Genomic DNA, 15784 nt, shown 5'->3' with positions numbered 1-15784 from the left:
CGTCATTTATCTGCCGTCCGCCAATATCGTGTGAATCATTTTACCAACTCATTGAATAGCAAGGCAATAATGTATCGAAGCAAATGAGTTCTGCCACTGGCGTCTTGCCCAGCCGTTCTCTGCCCCCGGTAGGTAACAAAAATGACTCACCGGGGGCAGAATTAACCCGTAATGGATGACTTGTCAAAAAGAGGGTCAAAATGCCCGTTCTGCGGTAGCCAACAGATCGGGGTAGTAGCGCAGTGCAACATCAGGATGAGAACGCAAACGTCCCTTCAAATAGTTAAGGCCCACATCGCGGAATAGGGGATTGAGAGGATCACTGGCGGGGCCGTAGGCCTCTGCCGCCAGATGCATGGGAAGCGGATACAAAGGTACGACCGCATCCAGACGCGCACCAAGGAAAAAGGCAATAGATAGACGATCAATACCTGCTGGCGGCGTTTCAACCCGGTGTACCGTGGCGCGTAGATAACCGTTGGTCGCCAACTCCAGCAATTCGCCGATATTCACGACAAAGGTATTCTCCAACGGTTCCACATCAATCCATTGATCATCATTCACCTCAACCTGTAATCCTTTTTGTTCATCCTGTAACAAAAAAGTCAGGAAGCCAGAATCCTTATGCGCACCGACACCCTGCCCACTTTGGGTATTTTCACGCCCCGGATAGCGAATCAATTTGATATGTTCATTGGGATTATCGCCATACAACTCATCAAAGGCGTGTTCGTCCAACTCCAGAGCCTGTGCAAAAGCCTGTAATAAGCGTAGTGCCATCAGGGTCATCTCGGCTTGCCATTGCTGCAAAAGCGGCTTTAATTCTGGTAAGGCTGGCGGCCATTGATTTGGCCCCTGCAACCGTGCCCAAGCGGGGGTTTTCGGAAGAAGTTTCAACGGAGGACGTTCCGCGCCAATATCGAACTGCTCACGCCAGTCGGGTTGCCCACGGGTTAATTCCGCTGCCGCCCGGTTGTAGCCACGAAAATGCGGGGAATGTACCATTTGTACCGCCAGTTTATCGGCTAGAGGTAGCTCAAAGAAACGTCGGGACAGAAGCTGTATTTGCCGGGAAAGCTCGGGGTTCACCCCGTGTCCAGTGAGGTAGAAGAAACCGATATCTCGCGAAGCATGACGTAATCTAGTCAAGAACGCCTGACGCTCGGTTTCTCCGCGTTTAAGCTGGGACAGATCCAGCAGAGGCAGGCGATAGGGTGTGGGTTGGTGACGCATATTTTACTCCAGTAGTATGATTATTCGACTTTTTATCCTGCTTAAAATCCATAAATACCGGACAACAATACAAACGAATAACAAACATAATCAGCCCCTAAGTAGTAGAGAAAACCGACTGAATACAAAATTCTGGCGGTGTAAAAATACGCCATCTTTAATAGCGTTTTCGTCTATATAATCAACAATCAATACCTAAAAGATATAAATAATTAACACGCAAAATCTTACCTACACCAATATCTTTAAGTTCTATGTTATTTCTTTCATAACGAGTGATATCTGCCGCAGCCGCAAGAAGATCCAAAAAAACTGTAAAAAAACCGACTTATGCCATGAAACGGTCATATTTCTCACTCAATCTCTTGGCACGATTTATTGCCAAACTGGGGGATAAAAACAGAAATATCTTTTGCTATGACCTACGCCGCAAAATCGTAATACTTCGTATTCTTGGCTAGAGTCGTTAATTAACCACCCAGTCTTCATTTAAAGCATGACTCTACCGATTAATGGTTTACCGCAGCAGTCACCCCGATTCAGGCTCATTTCCTCGACTGCAGCGCTTTAATTATCTTGAATGTTTGAGAGGTAACCGATGGACTTAGCCTTGTTTGATTTAGATGAAACGCTAATTAGCGAAGACAGCGCTAGCCTATGGTTGCGCTGGCTGGTCACACAGAACCTGGCTCCGTTATCCTTATTGGAACAAGAACAGGCGTTGATGAAGGATTATTACCGTGGCCAACTTTCCATGGAATGCTATATGCACGCTACACTGGCTCCATTAGTGGGCTATTCAACGCAGGAAGTGGCAACTTGGATTGAACACTTTATTCAACAGGAAATTCTGCCACGAGTTTACCCACAAGCCTGGGAGCAATTAGATTGGCACCGACAGCGGGGAGACCATATTCTGATTATCTCTGCCAGTGGCGAACACCTGGTCGCGCCAATTGCCCACCATTTAGGTGCCGACACGGCGCTGGCCATTGGCGTCGCGCTGGAAGATAACCGGATTACCGGTGAAACCTACGGCGTACTCACGTTTCGCGAAGGCAAGGTGCTGCGCATCAACCATTGGCTAACAAATTCACCCCATCTTTCTTTTGCCAATATTTATGGCTATAGCGACTCGATAAATGACCAGGCAATGCTGGAGTTTGTTGATTATGCTACGGTTATCAATCCCAGCAATCAGTTAGCGGATCTGGCAATTCTCCATGATTGGAATATGGTTCACTGGCGCAGTGAATATCCGCGACATAATCCCTCTTTTTTAGGCTGAGAAACCGGCCTATAGTGGCACTGACGTTTCGGTTAAACCTAGTTATTTCAGGTCAATAAGTGAGGAATCAATGTTGAAAGTATGGGGTCGAAATAATTCCACCAACGTAAAAAAAGTGTTGTGGTGCCTGACCGAGTTGAGCGTTGAATATCAGCAAATTGATGCTGGTGGCAAGTTCGGCAAACTGAACGAACCCCGCTACCGTTCGCTCAACCCCAACGGACTGATTCCCTGCCTGCAAGATGATGATTTTGTTTTGTGGGAATCTAACGCGATCGTGCGCTATATTGCGTTGAAGTACGGTGAAAAAAGTACACTTTACCTATCTGATATCCAACAGCGCGCCAGCGCCGAAAAATGGATGGATTGGACTCATGCACTTGTCGCTCCGTTCAAGGCTGCCTTTATCGGTTTAGTGCGTACTCCACCGGAACAGCAAGACAAACCGAAGATTCAGCAGGGTCTCAAAGAATGGGATGCATTGATGGGTATCGCGAACGGTGCGTTGGAAAAGCAGCCTTACTTATCCGGTCAACACTTTGGTATTGGCGATATTCCGCTAGGTTGCATGGCTTATGCCTGGTTCAATTTACCTATTGAACGCAGTCATTACCCACACCTGGAGCGATGGTATCAACAAATCAGCCAACGCCCAGCGTTTAAGCAAGTGGTAGAGATTGGGCTAAGCTAAGTACACAGCCTTTCAATGGATCAGATTTCAGTAGCGATCTCGGAATGCAACATTAATCGTACGATGATTAACTAAAATCTGATCCATCTCCTTAACTAAAACATCAACTTACCGGCATTCTCTCTGGATCCGGATAGATATATTCAAAACCCAACTCACTGCATATCCGGCTGCCATCGACCAGACGGCTGGGCTGCACTCCATCTTCAGGCGCAAATTTCGGCGGCGTGAGTTGCAAAGCACGAGCACATTCAGGGTAAAAATCTTTTTTGGCCGGATGCTTAGGCGCACAGAGATTATAAATATGTCCACCTTTAGGTAAATTCAGCAATAGTTCAATGGCGGCAATAACATCATCCTGATGCACCAGATTAACTCCTTGAGAGGCACCTTTCACTGCCGTTTTACCCGCCAGAAAACGCCCAGGATGGCGCTCATTTCCCACCAACCCCGCTAAACGCAAAATATCTACCGATGTATGAGGCAACTGATGTAACCATTGCTCCAACGCCACCAACGTCTTACCCGCGCCAGATACCGGGCGCAGAGGAGAATCTTCTTTTACCTGCCCCACAGTATCGCCATAAACCGAGGTAGAACTGGTAAAAATAATACGCGGTACACCGTATACCAACGCACTGTCCACCACCTCGCGAACCGCCAGAAAATAACCATCGCCATCCTCTGCGGTACGGCTGGCTGGCAATGTGATCACCAATGCATCGACATCGAATAACCGTGGTAAATCTTCCGGATCGCACATAAGATCCGGCGTCAATTCCAACTGATAACACTCAACGCCACTCATTCTCGCAGCATCGACACCATCAGGTGTCGTTTTACTGCCCACGACCTGAATCCCCCGCCGGATCAACGCTTGTGCCAACGGCATACCCAACCAGCCCAAACCAATGATAGCGACCTTTTTCATCAATCCGCTCTCCTGCTTATGCAGTCTATACCGCTCAATCTTATGAACCTGATGCCTGCACTTTCAGCGCTGCACTCAATCCGACTCGTATTCATTATGGCAAACTAGCCTCTAACCACGATAATACCAATGTATAATAAGGTAAATGTCACACTGATAAACATTGACTGACAAAATTCTCGCGATAACACCAACAAGATGAATTAATACCGGCTATCATGCGAATAACCATCACCTTAATAAAAAAAGGTTGCTTTCACATTGCCAGATGGTTTAGGTTGATTGACAGAGAAAACGACATATTCTGGTGACTGGCACTGAGCCGGTCAACCTCAAGCGAGAACACATTATGAACCGCGTTCAATTTAATCACCATCATCACCATCATCCTGACTAGTCTGACAGGCCGATGTGTGCTGGAAGACGGTTAACCAATCTTCCAGGTGGCGTAGAACGCATAAAGAGAGCCCTCGGAAGATAATCTTCCGAGGGCTTTTTTGTTGTCCAAATTTTTCGAATTTAAATTAATAAGTTATGAGGATTACCATGCTAGATAAAACACGTTTACGCATCGCAATGCAAAAGTCCGGTCGCCTGAGCGAAGATTCGCGAGAGTTGCTGGCTCGTTGTGGTATCAAAATCAATTTGCAACAACAGCGTCTGATTGCCTTCGCAGAAAACATGCCCATCGATATCCTGCGAGTCCGTGATGACGATATCCCCGGTCTGGTCATGGACGGTGTGGTAGACCTGGGTATCATTGGCGAAAATGTACTGGAAGAAGAATTACTGAACCGCCGCGCTCAGGGCGAAGATCCGCGCTATTTTACTCTGCGGCGTTTAGATTTCGGTACCTGTCGTCTGTCGCTGGCCACGCCACTGGATGCAGAATACACTGGACCTCAGTGCCTGCAAGATACCCGCATCGCGACCTCCTATCCACACCTGTTAAAGCAATACCTCGATAAACAAGGCGTCCGTTTTAAATCCTGCTTGTTAAACGGTTCGGTAGAAGTTGCACCTCGTGCTGGACTGGCCGATGCCATCTGTGATTTGGTCTCTACCGGCGCAACCTTGGAAGCCAACGGACTGCGTGAAGTTGAAGTTATTTATCGCTCCAAAGCGTGTTTGATTCAGCGTGATGGTGAAATGCCGGAGACTAAACAGCAGCTGATTGATCGTCTATTGACTCGTATTCAGGGCGTGATTCAAGCCCGCGAATCCAAATACATCATGCTGCACGCACCAAGCGAGCGTCTGGACGAAATCATCACTCTGCTGCCGGGTGCGGAACGCCCAACTATTCTGCCGTTGGCTGGTGATAAAAGCCGCGTCGCTATGCACATGGTGAGTAGCGAAACCCTATTCTGGGAAACCATGGAAAAACTGAAAGCACTGGGTGCCAGTTCAATTCTGGTCTTGCCTATTGAAAAGATGATGGAGTAAACCATGCAGCCGACGAACTTCAATACTCTGATCGACTGGCAACAATGCAGTTTAGAACAGCAGAAAGCCCTATTGACCCGCCCGGCAATGACTGCCTCTGAGCGCATTACCGCCGCAGTCAATGAGATATTGGATCGGGTGAAAAATGAGGGTGATAGTGCCCTGCGCGATTTTAGCCAGCGTTTTGACCATGTGCAGATGGTTGATATTCGTGTCAGCGAAGCAGACATTGCCGCGGCCTCAGTCCGTTTGAGTGACGAGGTCAAACAGGCAATGGCACAAGCCGTACGCAATATTGACGCTTTCCATCAGGCGCAGAAAATGCCAGTGGTGGATGTTGAAACCCAGCCAGGTGTACGTTGCCAGCAAGTTACGCGCCCAATTGCCTCCGTCGGCCTATATATTCCCGGCGGTTCTGCACCGCTACCATCAACCGTATTGATGCTGGGGATACCCGCGCGTATTGCTGGTTGCAAACGCGTAGTGCTGTGTTCCCCTCCACCGATTACTGACGAAATTCTCTACGCTGCCCAGCTATGTGGCATTGAAGAAGTATTCCAATTAGGCGGTGCTCAAGCCATTGCCGCACTGGCCTTTGGCAGTGAATCGGTACCCAAAGTAGACAAAATCTTCGGGCCGGGCAATGCCTATGTTACCGAAGCCAAACGTCAAGTCAGCCAGTGTCTGGGTGGTGCAGCCATTGATATGCCGGCGGGTCCTTCAGAAGTGCTGGTCATTGCCGATAGCGGTGCCACGCCAGCTTTTGTAGCCTCAGACTTACTGTCGCAAGCAGAACACGGCCCCGACTCTCAGGTCATTTTGTTGACCCCAGATGCAAAAATGGCGCAAGCCGTCGCATTAGAGGTGGAAAAACAACTGGCTCAACTATCTCGTTCGGCTATCGCCCGTCAGGCGCTGGAAAGCAGCCGTCTGATTATCACCAAAGATTTACAACAATGCATTGATATCAGCAATCAATACGGCCCGGAACACTTGATTCTGCAAACCCGGGAACCAGAAAAAATGGTGGATTTAATTAATAACGCAGGCTCGGTGTTCCTCGGCGATTGGTCACCAGAATCAGCCGGTGACTACGCTTCGGGTACCAACCATGTGTTACCGACTTACGGCTATACCTCGACTTATTCGAGTCTTGGGCTAGCAGACTTCGTGAAACGTATGACAGTGCAACAATTAACGCCTCAAGGTCTGTTGGGACTCGCGCCAACCATTGAGATTCTGGCGCAGGCAGAACAACTGACTGCCCACAAAAATGCCGTCACCCTGCGGGTTGCCGCCCTTAATGCTATGCGCCAGGAGGTAAAATGAGCACATTGATCAATATCAGTGAACTGGCACGCGCCAATGTGCGTGAGTTAACACCTTACCTGTCGGCACGCCGACTGGGTGGCAATGGCGACGTTTGGCTCAATGCCAATGAATATCCACTGGCAACCGAATTTGAATTAACGGCGCAAACCTTCAACCGTTATCCGGAATGTCAGCCGAACCAACTGATTGAAAGTTATGCCGATTATGCTGACGTGGGTGCCGATCAGGTCTTGGTTAGCCGGGGTGCTGATGAAAGCATTGAGCTGCTGATTCGTGCCTTTTGCGAGCCGGGTCAAGATGCTATTTTATTCTGCCCACCGACCTATGGCATGTATTCGGTCAGCGCAGAAACCTTTGGCGTAGAGCGCCGTATCGTACCCACCAAAGAGGATTGGCAGCTCGATTTACCGGCTATCGCCGCTAATCTAAGCGCCGTTAAAGTCATCTATATATGTAGCCCAAATAACCCAACCGGAAATCTGATTAATCGAGCAGATTTACGTCAGGTGCTGGATTTGGCCAAGGGGCGCGCTATTGTCGCTATTGATGAAGCCTATATTGAGTTTTGTCCACAGGCCAGCGTCAGCGGTTGGTTAAAAGATTATCCGAATTTAGTCATTTTGCGCACTCTCTCTAAAGCCTTTGCATTAGCTGGTTTACGCTGTGGCTTTACCCTGGCTAACAACGATATTATCCAGTTACTGCTTAAAGTGATTGCGCCTTACCCATTGTCCACACCGGTTGCAGATATCGCCGCGCAGGCACTTAGCCCGCAGGGTATCACCATCATGCGGCAGCGAGTTACAGAGATACAAACTACGCGCCAATGGTTTATTGACAAATTGCGACAGTGCGACTGCGTAGAACAGGTTTTCACCAGCGAAACCAACTATGTTCTGGCACGCTTTACCGCCGCTAGCAACGTATTTAAAATCCTGTGGGATCAAGGTATTATCCTACGAGATCAGAACAAACAGCCGGGATTATCTGGGTGCCTACGTATCACCATCGGCACTCGCCGAGAATGTGAGCGAGTGATCACCGCCCTGATGCCACTACCCGGTATAAACAGTCCCAATGCAACCAATACATCATCATCCAGCCTTTAAAGGGAACGTTATGAGCCAGAAATTTCTTTTTATTGACCGCGACGGCACCCTGATCGCAGAGCCGCCGGAAGACTATCAGGTTGATCGGCTGGATAAATTAGCGTTGGAGCCAGAGGTTATCCCTGCCCTACTGGCTCTGCAAAAAGCCAATTATAAACTGGTGATGATCACCAATCAGGATGGTCTGGGTACCGACAGCTTCCCGCAAGCGACGTTTGATCCGCCGCACAATCTGATGATGCAGATTTTTACTTCACAAGGCATCAATTTTGAACAGGTTCTGATTTGCCCACATCTGCCAGCCGATAACTGCACATGCCGCAAACCCAAAACTGCACTGGTAGCACGTTATCTGGACGACGGCGTCATGAATAGTGCCAACAGCTATGTGATTGGCGATCGGGAAACCGATCTGCAACTGGCAGAAAATATGGGTATCAGTGGCTTACGTTATCAGCGTGATGGCTTGAACTGGGCACAGATTGCCAGACAGTTGACCCAACGCGATCGCCATGCTCATGTCAACCGTGTGACAAAAGAAACCGCCATTGACGTCAATGTCTGGCTGGATCGTGAAGGCGGCAGCAAAATCAAGACTGGCGTCGGTTTCTTCGATCATATGTTGGATCAGATCGCCACCCACGGTGGATTTCGCATGGATATTCAGGTCAGTGGCGATCTCTATATCGACGATCACCACACCGTGGAAGACACTGCGCTAGCGCTCGGTGAAGCGATCAACAACGCCTTGGGTGATAAACGCGGCATTGGCCGTTTCGGCTTCGTGCTGCCAATGGACGAATGCCTGGCTCGTTGTGCGCTAGATATCTCCGGTCGCCCACATTTGGAATACAAAGCCGAATTTAACTATCAACGCGTAGGCGATTTAAGTACAGAAATGGTTGAGCATTTTTTCCGCTCCCTCTCGTATGCGATGGCTTGCACATTGCATCTGAAAACCAAAGGCCGTAACGATCACCACCGAGTCGAGAGTCTGTTTAAAGTCTTTGGCCGCACGTTACGTCAGGCTATTCGCGTTGAAGGCAACACCTTGCCAAGCTCGAAAGGAGTACTGTAATGAATGTGGTAATTCTGGATACCGGATGCGCCAACCTTTCTTCAGTCACTTATGCCGTACAACGCTTGGGTTACCAGCCGGTCATCAGTCGTGAACCTGAAATTGTATTACGAGCCGACAAGTTATTTTTACCCGGCGTAGGTACTGCTCATGCTGCAATGGATCAGCTCAAAAGACGGGATCTGATCGATTTGATCAAAGTCTGCACTCAACCAGTGCTGGGCATCTGCCTCGGTATGCAATTACTGGCTCGCCATAGCGAGGAAAGTGGTGGTATCGACACGCTGGGCATTATTGATGCGCCAGTAAATCGGATGACAGATTTTGGCTTACCGCTGCCACATATGGGATGGAATCAAGTTTATCCACAAGCCGCTAACCCTCTTTTTCGAGGGATTGCTGAAGGTACTTATTTCTACTTTGTCCACGGATATGCGATGCCAATATGCCCAAATACCATCGCCCAAACCAACTACGGCGAGCCGTTTACCGCCGCGGTCGAAAAAGACAACTTCTTTGGCGTGCAATTTCATCCTGAGCGCTCTGGCGCAGCAGGTGCACGACTGCTGAAAAACTTTCTGGAGATGTAAGTACCATGATTATTCCCGCTTTGGATTTGATCGACGGCAAGGTGGTACGCTTGCATCAGGGTGATTACGGCCAACAACGTGACTATGGCCATCACCCGCTACCCCGTTTGCAAGATTACCAGCAGCAAGGCGCTCAGGTGCTACATCTGGTTGATTTAACCGGTGCCAAAGACCCTGCAGCACGACAGATTCCGTTACTCCGCGAACTGTTGGCTGGGGTCGATGTGCCAGTGCAAGTGGGTGGTGGTATCCGTAATGAACAAGACGTTGCCGCGTTATTAGAAGCTGGCGCGACTCGGGTAGTCATCGGCTCAACAGCAGTAAAACAACCAAGTCTGGTACAAAGCTGGTTCGCCCGTTACGGCGCTGATGCTATTGTGCTGGCGTTGGATATACGTATTGATAACACCGGAAGGAAAGAAGTGGCGATCAGCGGATGGCAGGAGAATTCCAATGTCACGCTAGAGCAGATTATTGAGCAGTACCTGCCCTTTGGCCTGAAACATGTACTTTGCACCGATATTTCCCGTGATGGCACCCTGACAGGTTCTAACGTCGAACTGTATCAGGAAATCTGTATCCGCTATCCACAAGTGGCTTTCCAGGCCTCAGGCGGCATCGGTTGCCTGGATGATATTGCCCGCTTACGTACCAGTGGCGTACAAGGTGTGATTGTGGGTCGCGCCTTGCTGGACGGCAAATTCAATGTGAAGGAGGCTATCGCATGCTGGCAAAACGCATAATCCCTTGTCTGGATGTAAAAAATGGTCAGGTGGTAAAAGGAATTCAATTTCGTCACCATGAAATCATTGGCGATATCGTCCCACTTGCCCAGCGCTATGCTGCTGAAGGTGCCGATGAATTGGTGTTTTATGATATCACCGCCTCCTCTGATGGTCGGGTCGTGGACAAAAGCTGGGTAGCTCGCGTTGCTGAAGTGATCGATATTCCTTTTTGTGTCGCTGGCGGTATTAAAAGCGTAGAAGATGCTGGTCAAATTCTGACCTATGGCGCTGACAAGATTTCGATTAACTCTCCTGCACTAACAGACCCGACCCTGATTACCCGCCTGGCTGATCGTTATGGCGTACAGTGCATCGTTGTCGGCATTGATACCTGGTATGACGCCGAAAGCGGTAGTTATCAGGTTTATCAATTTACCGGCGATGAAAAACGAACCAAAGCCACCACTTGGCAGACCGAAGACTGGATTCGCGAAGTCCAGTTGCGCGGTGCCGGTGAAATTGTGCTGAATATGATGAATCAGGATGGCGTACGTAATGGCTATGATTTACTTCAGCTTAAACAAATGCGTGCCATATGTCGGGTTCCGCTGATCGCTTCTGGCGGCGCGGGGACACCGGAACACTTTCTGGAAGCCTTCCGCGATGCCGATGTAGACGGTGCCCTTGCTGCATCGGTATTCCATAAACAAATCATCAATATTGGCGAACTGAAAGCCTACTTGTCTGAACAAGGCGTGGAGATACGAGTGTGTTAACTGAACTACAAACAAGCCAATTAGATTGGAAAAAAGTCGATGAAATGATGCCCGCAATCGTTCAGCATGCTGTATCTGGCGAAGTTCTGATGATGGGATACATGAATCAGGAAGCCCTGGCGGCCACTGAAAAATCGGGGAAAGTGACCTTCTTCTCTCGTACCAAACAGCGCTTGTGGACCAAAGGTGAAAGTTCGGGTCACTTCCTGAACGTGGTGAATATCTACCCTGACTGCGATAACGATACACTATTAATTTTGGTGAATCCGATTGGTCCTACCTGTCATTTGGGCAACAGTAGCTGCTTCTCACCGGCAGCCAGCGACTGGGGTTTTCTGTATCAGTTGGAACAACTACTTGCTGAAAGGAAAAACGCTGATCCCAGCAGTTCCTATACTGCCAGCCTGTACGCCAGCGGTACTAAGCGTATCGCGCAGAAAGTTGGTGAAGAAGGTGTAGAAACCGCGTTAGCCGCCACAGTAAATGATCGGGAAGAACTGACTAACGAAGCATCAGATTTGATATATCACTTATTGGTACTATTGCAGGATCAGGATTTAGACCTGAGCAAAGTGATCGGGCGCTTGCGCGAACGTCATGAGAAATAACACCTAATTGTCTTGATTGCTGGCAAAAGAAAAACGCCCCCGACTGATCATCGCGAGCGTTTTTTATTGAGATAAACCTTTAAACCCCACGAGCATCTGCTCTTGCTAAGTTTGTCTTAACAGCATATCCATTCAATACGTAGCGAGCAAAGCCAGTCTGGGTGCGCCCAGCACCGAGTGACTCGGAGCGTACACCCAGTACATGAGGAATCCGGGCACTGCGCAATCCCAAAATGACAAAGCGCAGTAGCCGCTGAATTACTCCATCCACTCAGTGTGGAACACACCTGCTTTATCAGTGCGTTTGTATGTATGGGCACCAAAGTAATCACGCTGCGCCTGAATCAGATTCGCGGGCAAAACAGCGGAACGATAACTATCGTAGTAGTTGATAGCTGCTGAGAAAGTCGGTGTAGGAATACCGTTTTGCACGGCGTAGGATACGACATCACGCAGCGCTTGCTGGTATTCGTCTGCAACTTGCTTGAAGTAAGGTGCTAACAACAAGTTTGCAATCTTAGGATTCTCAGCATACGCATCGGTGATTTTTTGCAAGAATTGGGCGCGGATGATACAGCCAGCGCGGAAGATTTTAGCAATCTCACCGTAATGTAGATCCCAGTTGTTTTCATCAGATGCCGCTTTCAACTGAGAGAAACCCTGAGCATAAGAAACGATTTTACCCAAGTACAACGCGCGACGAATTTTTTCGATAAATTCGGCTTTATCACCGTTGAAAGGCTTAACTGTTGGACCGCTCAATACTTTGGATGCGGCAACACGCTGGTCTTTCAATGAAGATAAATAACGTGCAAATACAGACTCGGTAATCAGCGTCAGTGGTTCACCCAGATCCAAAGAACTTTGGCTAGTCCATTTACCGGTACCTTTGTTCGCCGCTTCATCCAGAATCACATCAACTAAATATTTACCTTCTTCGTCTTTTTTGGTGAATATATCTTTAGTAATATCAATCAGGTAGCTATTTAACTCACCTTTATTCCATTCGGTAAAGGTCGCAGCCAGTTCTTCGTTATTTAGACCCAAGGCTTGTTTCAGTAAAGAATAAGCTTCAGCGATCAGCTGCATGTCACCATATTCGATGCCGTTGTGAACCATTTTAACGTAATGACCCGCACCATCGGCACCAATGTAAGCGACGCATGCTTCACCATCGTCAGCACGGGCAGCAATTTTCTCAAGAATAGGAGCAACCAGTTCGTAAGCTTCTTTCTGGCCACCGGGCATGATAGAAGGACCTTTCAATGCGCCCTCTTCACCGCCGGATACACCAGTCCCGATGAAGTTAAAACCTTGCTCAGACAGCTCGCGGTTACGGCGAATGGTGTCTTTGTAATAGGTATTACCACCATCAATCAGAATGTCACCTTTATCAAGGTGCGGTGTTAATGAAGCAATTGTTTTGTCCGTTGCTTCTCCTGCTTTAACCATCAGCAAGATACGGCGTGGTTTTTCCAATGAATCAACGAACTCTTCAACGGTATAACTCGGCACCAGATTCTTACCTGGATTCTCAGCAACCACTTCGTCGGTTTTGTCTGCTGAACGGTTAAAGATGGAAACGGAATAGCCACGACTTTCGATGTTAAGCGCCAAGTTACGGCCCATTACCGCCATACCGACAACACCGATCTGTTGTTTGGACATTAAAAAACTCCTGTCTGAAAGATGACACCTGTTAATGGCCAGAAGACCAACAGGTTTTTGCAGTGGGAAACATGTTAACTCAGGATTATGTCAGGTGGGTAGTGATTGGTGCGATAGACAGCACAACCGACCAGTTGCTGTACGCAGTCGTTTGCCTACGGTAAAAGTCATTCTGCCAAAAAGAAAAGGCAACCCAAAAGTTGCCTAAGACTGATGACAAACCTCGATCCTGCGGCCTCTGGTGGGCAAGTCAGTTAAACGGGTCAGGTGTCCGCGCCTGGGGTGGCGCAAAACGAGCCGATAAGAAGGTATTAACGACGTCTTGGCGATCTGCCGGTTCTCACCGCCGCAAGTACTTTGTCATTAATCTCCTAACTGGAAGACCGGGTTATCAGTCAGGTGACTATCGGTCAGGTAGCAGTAAATATGGGCTGTTTTAGGCAACAAAATCCTTTAGCCAGCACCTGAATTCAGTCCCCTGAATCGGATGGCGTAAACCGTAAGCAACGTAAGCCTGCATATAACCCAGTTTTTCACCACAGTTATAAGATGTTCCGGTCAACGCTACCGCATCGACAGGTTGCAGCTCTTTCAACGCGGCAATTGCATCGGTTAACTGAATCCGACCCCAGGCTCCCGGCTGAGTTCTCTCCAGCAATGGCCAGATATCAGCGGAAAGAACATAACGCCCTACTGCCGATAAATTAGAGTTCAGGCTACTCAGGTTTTGCGGTTTTTCCATCATGTCAACAATCGGGCTGCTTTCTCCCGGTGCTAGCGTCGGTGTTTCACAGCTAATGACAGAGTAATTAGGCAGGTCTTCAATGGCCATTGGCTGAACCAATACCTGGCTAATACCGCTTTCTTCAAAGCGCTCCACCATTTGAGCCAGATTATCCTTCATCAGATCGGATTGCGCATCATCGATCAATATATCCGGCAGCATAACGACAAAGGGTAACCCGCCGACCAACGGCTTGGCACAGAGCACCGCGTGGCCCAAACCTTCGGGATGCCCCTGTCGAATATGCATAATGGTCACACCCGGAGGACAAATCGATTGCACTTCGTCCAGTAATTGACGTTTTACCCGTGCCTCCAGCATGGCTTCCAATTCATAAGACGTATCAAAATGGTTTTCGACCGCATTCTTGGACGAATGGGTCACCAGAATAATATCCGTAATACCTGCCGCAACACACTCATTAACAATATGTTGAATCAATGGCTTATCGACAATTGGCAACATTTCTTTCGGAATAGCCTTGGTTGCTGGCAACATTCTCATGCCCAGACCGGCGACCGGGATGACTGCTTTTAATTTAGTCATAATTAACCTGGTGATTTTAGAAACGAACAAAAAAATATGGCACGACTTACTCGTCTATTTGCTGTTTTAACCAAGCTGCAAATTTTGCACCTTCGGTATGATGACGAACGCCATAAGTCACAAAAGCTTTCATATAACCGAGCTTATCACCGCAGTCATGTGATTTTCCGGTCATATGGAAAGCCTCTACCGGTTGTTGTTCCATAAGCATCGCAATAGCATCGGTAAGCTGAATTTCATCACCGGCACCGCGTGGTGTTTTTTTCAATAATGGCCAAATATCCGCAGATAATACATAACGGCCGACGACGGCCAGATTAGATGGCGCATCTGCAACACTGGGTTTTTCTACTACGGCAGTCATCTGGGTGCTTTCGCCTGGTTGCAGTTTTACATTGCCACAATCGGCAATGCCGTATTTGGATACGTCCTGTTTCGGCACCGGTTCCACCATAACCTGGCTGTACCCGGTTTCTTCAAAACGCTTAATCATACTGGCCAGATTCTCTCGCGATAAATCAGCGGTCGCCTCATCCAATAACACATCGGGTAATAAGACGATAAAAGGAGAATCACCAACCATCGGTTGGGCACAAAGTACGGCGTGACCCAAGCCTTTAGCGTGCCCCTGGCGAACTTGCATAATAGTCACGTCTGGTGGGCAAATGTTTTGGACTTCACTCAGTAATTGGCGCTTAACCCGAGACTCCAGCGTGGCTTCCAATTCAAATGAGGTATCAAAATGGTTTTCAATGGCATTTTTTGACGAATGGCTAACCAGCACGATATCTTTTATGCCTGCGGCAATACACTCATTAACAATATATTGAATCAATGGCTTATCTACGACAGGTAGCATCTCCTTGGGAATCGCCTTAGTCGCCGGCAACATACGCGTACCCAAACCAGCCACCGGGATCACGGCCTTCAAATTTTTAATCATCTGCCTTTCCTTCTTTTCCAATTACCCAATGCGATA

The 15784-nt window shown here is 48.4% G+C and carries 17 protein-coding genes and 1 other annotated feature; of the genes, 11 read left to right on the top strand and 6 right to left on the bottom strand.

The features are described from left to right. Positions 1 to 195: 195 nt before the first annotated feature. On the bottom strand, positions 196 to 1233 hold the full coding sequence (locus tag DJ39_RS09140) for an isopenicillin N synthase family dioxygenase (protein WP_004717224.1): 1038 nt from the start codon (positions 1231 to 1233) through the stop codon (positions 196 to 198). A gap of 598 nt (positions 1234 to 1831) precedes the next feature. Between DJ39_RS09140 and DJ39_RS09135 the strand changes: the two genes are divergently transcribed. Both DJ39_RS09135 and DJ39_RS09130 read left to right on the top strand, forming a co-directional pair. After that, the gene (locus DJ39_RS09135) at positions 1832 to 2521 is read left to right on the top strand and encodes an HAD family hydrolase (RefSeq protein WP_004717218.1); all 690 of its coding nucleotides are present in this window, start codon (positions 1832 to 1834) and stop codon (positions 2519 to 2521) included. Between the two features lie 70 nt (positions 2522 to 2591). After that, entirely contained in the window at positions 2592 to 3212 is a 621-nt protein-coding gene (locus tag DJ39_RS09130; protein ID WP_004717216.1) for a glutathione S-transferase, read from the top strand. A gap of 103 nt (positions 3213 to 3315) precedes the next feature. Here DJ39_RS09130 and DJ39_RS09125 read toward each other — a convergent pair whose 3' ends face one another. After that, on the bottom strand, positions 3316 to 4143 hold the full coding sequence (locus DJ39_RS09125; RefSeq protein WP_004717214.1) for an SDR family oxidoreductase: 828 nt from the start codon (positions 4141 to 4143) through the stop codon (positions 3316 to 3318). A 349-nt stretch (positions 4144 to 4492) separates the two neighbouring features. On the opposite strand from DJ39_RS09125, the gene hisL reads away from it, so the two are divergent. From hisL to hisIE, 9 genes are all read left to right on the top strand, one after another. Then, positions 4493 to 4540 carry a his operon leader peptide gene (hisL, locus tag DJ39_RS17915; protein ID WP_002231208.1) on the top strand — a complete coding sequence of 16 codons (48 nt, stop codon included), beginning with the start codon at positions 4493 to 4495 and terminating at the stop codon, positions 4538 to 4540. Next, positions 4516 to 4644: a sequence feature (His leader region), on the top strand. Its footprint overlaps the gene before it by 25 nt. Positions 4645 to 4689: 45 nt before the next feature. Further along, entirely contained in the window at positions 4690 to 5589 is a 900-nt protein-coding gene (gene hisG, locus DJ39_RS09120) for an ATP phosphoribosyltransferase (RefSeq protein ID WP_004717209.1), read from the top strand. A 3-nt stretch (positions 5590 to 5592) separates the two neighbouring features. Then, complete coding sequence (hisD, locus tag DJ39_RS09115) at positions 5593 to 6918, top strand: histidinol dehydrogenase (protein ID WP_004717207.1); 1326 nt, start codon at positions 5593 to 5595, stop codon at positions 6916 to 6918. Then, positions 6915 to 8030, top strand: coding sequence for a histidinol-phosphate transaminase (hisC, locus tag DJ39_RS09110; RefSeq protein ID WP_038251314.1), 1116 nt, complete (start codon positions 6915 to 6917; stop codon positions 8028 to 8030). The genes hisD and hisC overlap by 4 nt, the downstream gene beginning before the upstream one ends. 10 nt (positions 8031 to 8040) lie before the next feature. Next, on the top strand, positions 8041 to 9108 hold the full coding sequence (gene hisB / locus DJ39_RS09105) for a bifunctional histidinol-phosphatase/imidazoleglycerol-phosphate dehydratase HisB (protein ID WP_004717204.1): 1068 nt from the start codon (positions 8041 to 8043) through the stop codon (positions 9106 to 9108). After that, positions 9108 to 9698: an imidazole glycerol phosphate synthase subunit HisH gene (gene hisH, locus DJ39_RS09100; RefSeq protein ID WP_038241485.1), complete on the top strand. Its 591-nt coding sequence runs from the start codon at positions 9108 to 9110 to the stop codon at positions 9696 to 9698. Before hisB ends, hisH begins: the two co-directional genes overlap by 1 nt. A gap of 5 nt (positions 9699 to 9703) precedes the next feature. Further along, on the top strand, positions 9704 to 10441 hold the full coding sequence (gene hisA, locus DJ39_RS09095; protein ID WP_004717200.1) for a 1-(5-phosphoribosyl)-5-[(5-phosphoribosylamino)methylideneamino]imidazole-4-carboxamide isomerase: 738 nt from the start codon (positions 9704 to 9706) through the stop codon (positions 10439 to 10441). Beyond that, positions 10423 to 11199 (top strand): imidazole glycerol phosphate synthase subunit HisF, encoded by a 777-nt coding sequence (gene hisF / locus DJ39_RS09090; RefSeq protein WP_038241483.1) that lies wholly within the window; start codon positions 10423 to 10425, stop codon positions 11197 to 11199. Before hisA ends, hisF begins: the two co-directional genes overlap by 19 nt. Beyond that, positions 11193 to 11807 (top strand): bifunctional phosphoribosyl-AMP cyclohydrolase/phosphoribosyl-ATP diphosphatase HisIE, encoded by a 615-nt coding sequence (gene hisIE / locus DJ39_RS09085; RefSeq protein ID WP_038241481.1) that lies wholly within the window; start codon positions 11193 to 11195, stop codon positions 11805 to 11807. The genes hisF and hisIE overlap by 7 nt, the downstream gene beginning before the upstream one ends. 79 nt (positions 11808 to 11886) lie before the next feature. Here the strand turns inward: hisIE and DJ39_RS17910 are convergent, their stop codons facing one another. The 4 genes from DJ39_RS17910 to galU form a co-directional block, all read right to left on the bottom strand. Then, complete coding sequence (locus DJ39_RS17910; RefSeq protein WP_126940126.1) at positions 11887 to 12078, bottom strand: hypothetical protein; 192 nt, start codon at positions 12076 to 12078, stop codon at positions 11887 to 11889. Then, a complete protein-coding gene (gene gndA / locus DJ39_RS09080; protein WP_004717196.1) occupies positions 12066 to 13475 on the bottom strand; it encodes an NADP-dependent phosphogluconate dehydrogenase in 1410 nt (469 codons plus the stop codon). The genes DJ39_RS17910 and gndA overlap by 13 nt, the downstream gene beginning before the upstream one ends. Before the next feature lie 436 nt (positions 13476 to 13911). Continuing rightward, positions 13912 to 14805, bottom strand: coding sequence for a sugar phosphate nucleotidyltransferase (locus DJ39_RS09075; RefSeq protein WP_004717193.1), 894 nt, complete (start codon positions 14803 to 14805; stop codon positions 13912 to 13914). 46 nt (positions 14806 to 14851) lie between these two features. Further along, the gene (galU, locus tag DJ39_RS09070; RefSeq protein WP_004717191.1) at positions 14852 to 15748 is read right to left on the bottom strand and encodes a UTP--glucose-1-phosphate uridylyltransferase GalU; all 897 of its coding nucleotides are present in this window, start codon (positions 15746 to 15748) and stop codon (positions 14852 to 14854) included. Positions 15749 to 15784: the final 36 nt, after the last annotated feature.

Source organism: Yersinia ruckeri ATCC 29473, from assembly GCF_000754815.1.
Classification (GTDB): Bacteria; Pseudomonadota; Gammaproteobacteria; order Enterobacterales; family Enterobacteriaceae; genus Yersinia; species Yersinia ruckeri.
This window is presented reverse-complemented; position numbering and strand designations above follow the sequence as displayed.

Excerpts from the sequence above, each read along its gene's own strand:
- DJ39_RS09130 (WP_004717216.1), top strand. The coding sequence starts at position 2,592 with ATGTTGAAAGTATGGGGTCGAAATAATTCCACCAACGTAAAAAAAGTG.
- DJ39_RS09135 (WP_004717218.1), top strand. The coding sequence starts at position 1,832 with ATGGACTTAGCCTTGTTTGATTTAGATGAAACGCTAATTAGCGAAGAC.
- hisB (WP_004717204.1), top strand. The coding sequence starts at position 8,041 with ATGAGCCAGAAATTTCTTTTTATTGACCGCGACGGCACCCTGATCGCA.
- hisG (WP_004717209.1), top strand. The coding sequence starts at position 4,690 with ATGCTAGATAAAACACGTTTACGCATCGCAATGCAAAAGTCCGGTCGC.
- hisD (WP_004717207.1), top strand. The coding sequence starts at position 5,593 with ATGCAGCCGACGAACTTCAATACTCTGATCGACTGGCAACAATGCAGT.
- DJ39_RS09140 (WP_004717224.1), bottom strand. The coding sequence starts at position 1,233 with ATGCGTCACCAACCCACACCCTATCGCCTGCCTCTGCTGGATCTGTCC.
- DJ39_RS09125 (WP_004717214.1), bottom strand. The coding sequence starts at position 4,143 with ATGAAAAAGGTCGCTATCATTGGTTTGGGCTGGTTGGGTATGCCGTTG.
- DJ39_RS09075 (WP_004717193.1), bottom strand. The coding sequence starts at position 14,805 with ATGACTAAATTAAAAGCAGTCATCCCGGTCGCCGGTCTGGGCATGAGA.
- hisF (WP_038241483.1), top strand. The coding sequence starts at position 10,423 with ATGCTGGCAAAACGCATAATCCCTTGTCTGGATGTAAAAAATGGTCAG.
- hisA (WP_004717200.1), top strand. The coding sequence starts at position 9,704 with ATGATTATTCCCGCTTTGGATTTGATCGACGGCAAGGTGGTACGCTTG.
- gndA (WP_004717196.1), bottom strand. The coding sequence starts at position 13,475 with ATGTCCAAACAACAGATCGGTGTTGTCGGTATGGCGGTAATGGGCCGT.
- hisC (WP_038251314.1), top strand. The coding sequence starts at position 6,915 with ATGAGCACATTGATCAATATCAGTGAACTGGCACGCGCCAATGTGCGT.
- galU (WP_004717191.1), bottom strand. The coding sequence starts at position 15,748 with ATGATTAAAAATTTGAAGGCCGTGATCCCGGTGGCTGGTTTGGGTACG.
- hisH (WP_038241485.1), top strand. The coding sequence starts at position 9,108 with ATGAATGTGGTAATTCTGGATACCGGATGCGCCAACCTTTCTTCAGTC.